This is a genomic window from Rhodoferax sp. (assembly GCF_039922535.1).
In the GTDB taxonomy this organism is placed as follows: domain Bacteria; phylum Pseudomonadota; class Gammaproteobacteria; order Burkholderiales; family Burkholderiaceae_C; genus Rhodoferax_B.
Genome location: NZ_JBDTEM010000447.1, coordinates 1 through 2,061, shown reverse-complemented (window position 1 = coordinate 2,061; position 2,061 = coordinate 1). Strand labels below are relative to the sequence as shown.

3 protein-coding genes are annotated in these 2,061 nt (G+C 61.3%); all 3 read left to right on the top strand.

Annotated elements, in window-relative coordinates:
* Window positions 1-113: 113 nt before the first annotated feature.
* Window positions 114-1,145, top strand: a complete 1,032-nt coding sequence (locus ABI213_RS21265) for a DctP family TRAP transporter solute-binding subunit (RefSeq protein ID WP_348028569.1) — start codon at window positions 114-116, stop codon at window positions 1,143-1,145.
* Between the two features lie 2 nt (window positions 1,146-1,147).
* Window positions 1,148-1,555, top strand: coding sequence for a YchJ family metal-binding protein (locus ABI213_RS21260; RefSeq protein ID WP_348028567.1), 408 nt, complete (start codon window positions 1,148-1,150; stop codon window positions 1,553-1,555).
* Window positions 1,556-1,729: 174 nt separating this feature from the next.
* A partial coding sequence (locus ABI213_RS21255; protein WP_348028565.1) for a GNAT family N-acetyltransferase occupies window positions 1,730-2,061 on the top strand: 332 nt, incomplete at its 3' end.

Here is a 2,061-nt window from a genome sequence, read left to right as displayed (position 1 = left end):
GGCTGGATGCTGTTTTCGATGTTCTTGGTGATGGTGCTGGTGATTGCCTTCCCGCAACTCGCTTTGTGGCTGCCGCACCATTTGGGTTATTGATTTTTAAACTGGAGACAAAAATGAAAGTTCGTTCATTCCTCGCCCTGGCCGTAGCCACTGCGGCCATGCTGGCCACCACCGGCAGCATTGCCCAAACCAGCTACAAGCCCGAGTACAAGATGTCGCTGGTGCTGGGCACCGCCTTCCCCTGGGGCAAGGGCGGCGAGATTTGGGCGAATATGGTCCGCGAGCGCACCCAGGGCCGCATCAACATCAAGCTGTACCCGGGCGTGTCGCTGATCCAGGGCGACCAGACGCGCGAGTTCTCGGCCCTGCGCCAGGGCGTGATCGACCTGGCCATCGGCTCCACCATCAACTGGTCGCCGCAGGTGAAAGAGCTGAACCTGTTCTCGCTGCCGTTCCTGATGCCCGACTACGCCGCCATCGATTCCTTGACCCAAGGCCAGGTCGGCAAAGACATCTTCGCCATCATCAACAAAGCCGGTGTGCTGCCGCTGGCCTTTGGTGAAAACGGCTACCGTGAAATCAGCAACTCCAAGCGTGCCATCCACAGCCCCGCCGACCTCAAAGGCATGAAAATCCGCGTCGTCGGCTCGCCGCTGTTCCAAGACACCTTCACCGCCCTTGGTGCCAATCCCACGCAAATGAGTTGGGCCGATGCCCAGCCCGCGCTGGCCACCGGCGCGGTGGACGGCCAAGAAAACCCCATCTCCATCTACACCGCCGCCAAGCTGCAAAACGTGGCGCAAAAGTACGTCACCATGTGGGGCTACGTGGCCGATCCGCTGGTGTTTGTGGTCAACAAAGACATCTGGGCCAGCTGGACCGAAGCCGACCGCGCCATCGTCAAACAAGCCGCCCTGGACGCCGCCCGCGAGCAAATCGTGATCGCCCGCAAAGGCCTGGTCGAAGCCGACCAGCCGCTGCTGAAAGACTTGGCCGGACTGGGCGTCACCGTCACCAAGCTAAGCCCTGAAGAACGCGCTGCCTTCGTAGCCGCCACCCGCCCGGTGTTTGAGAAGTGGAAGAAGACGATTGGCGCAGATTTGGTGGCCACGGCTGAAAAGTCGATTGCGGCGCGCAAGAAGTAAACATGAAGAAAAACCTGCATCCCGCCCACGCCCCTTGCCCCTGTGACAGCGGCCAGACCTATGCCGAATGCTGCGGCCAGTGGCATAAAGGCATGGATGCCGGTGGCTACGCCCCCACGCCGGAGGCGCTGATGCGCTCGCGTTACAGCGGCTACGTGTTGGGCTTGCTGGACTACCTGCTGTTCACCTGGCACCCCTCTACCGCGCCGGGCGACTTGGAGCTGTCGCCGGTGAAATGGCTGGGGCTGGAGGTGCGCAGCGCGGCCGAGGCGGGCGATGCGGGAATCGTCGAATTTGTGGCCCGCTGCCGCGACAGTGGCAAGGCCCAGCGCATGCACGAAACCAGCCGCTTTGTACGGCAGGACGGGCGCTGGTATTACATCGACGGGCAGATGCACGGGGCGGAATAGGACAGCATACCGCGGTGCTATTACTTCTAAAGAGATAGCTGCCTGCGCAGGCGCTATCTGCGCCGGAGGCCTAAAAATCTTGTGATTTCGTGGTGCCATACTTTTACGTACTCATGGCCCTCCCCAAGGTGCCACGCAGCGGCTAAGCTGGAGTTCTTCAATAGGAGTAAACGCATGCAGATTCGACTCGCCCAGGACGCGGACTTTGCCCAGTGGCTGCCGCTGTGGAAGGGCTACCAGACGTTTTACAAAACCGACATTGCCGAGTCGGTTACCGCGCTGACCTGGAAGCGCTTTCTGGACCCGGCGGAGCCCATGCACTGCGCGGTGGCCGAAATCGATGGTGCTCTGGTGGGCATGGTGCATTACATCTACCACCGCAGTTGCTGGACGGCGGGCGACTACGTGTATCTGCAAGACCTGTTCACCCTGTCGAACCTGCGCGGCAAGGGCGTTGGGCGGGCCTTGATAGAGCACGTGTACGCCAGCGCCGCCCATGAAGCCGC

Coding starts and splice junctions, on each gene's coding strand:
- ABI213_RS21265 (WP_348028569.1), top strand. CDS start 114: ATGAAAGTTCGTTCATTCCTCGCCCTGGCCGTAGCCACTGCGGCCATG.
- ABI213_RS21260 (WP_348028567.1), top strand. CDS start 1,148: ATGAAGAAAAACCTGCATCCCGCCCACGCCCCTTGCCCCTGTGACAGC.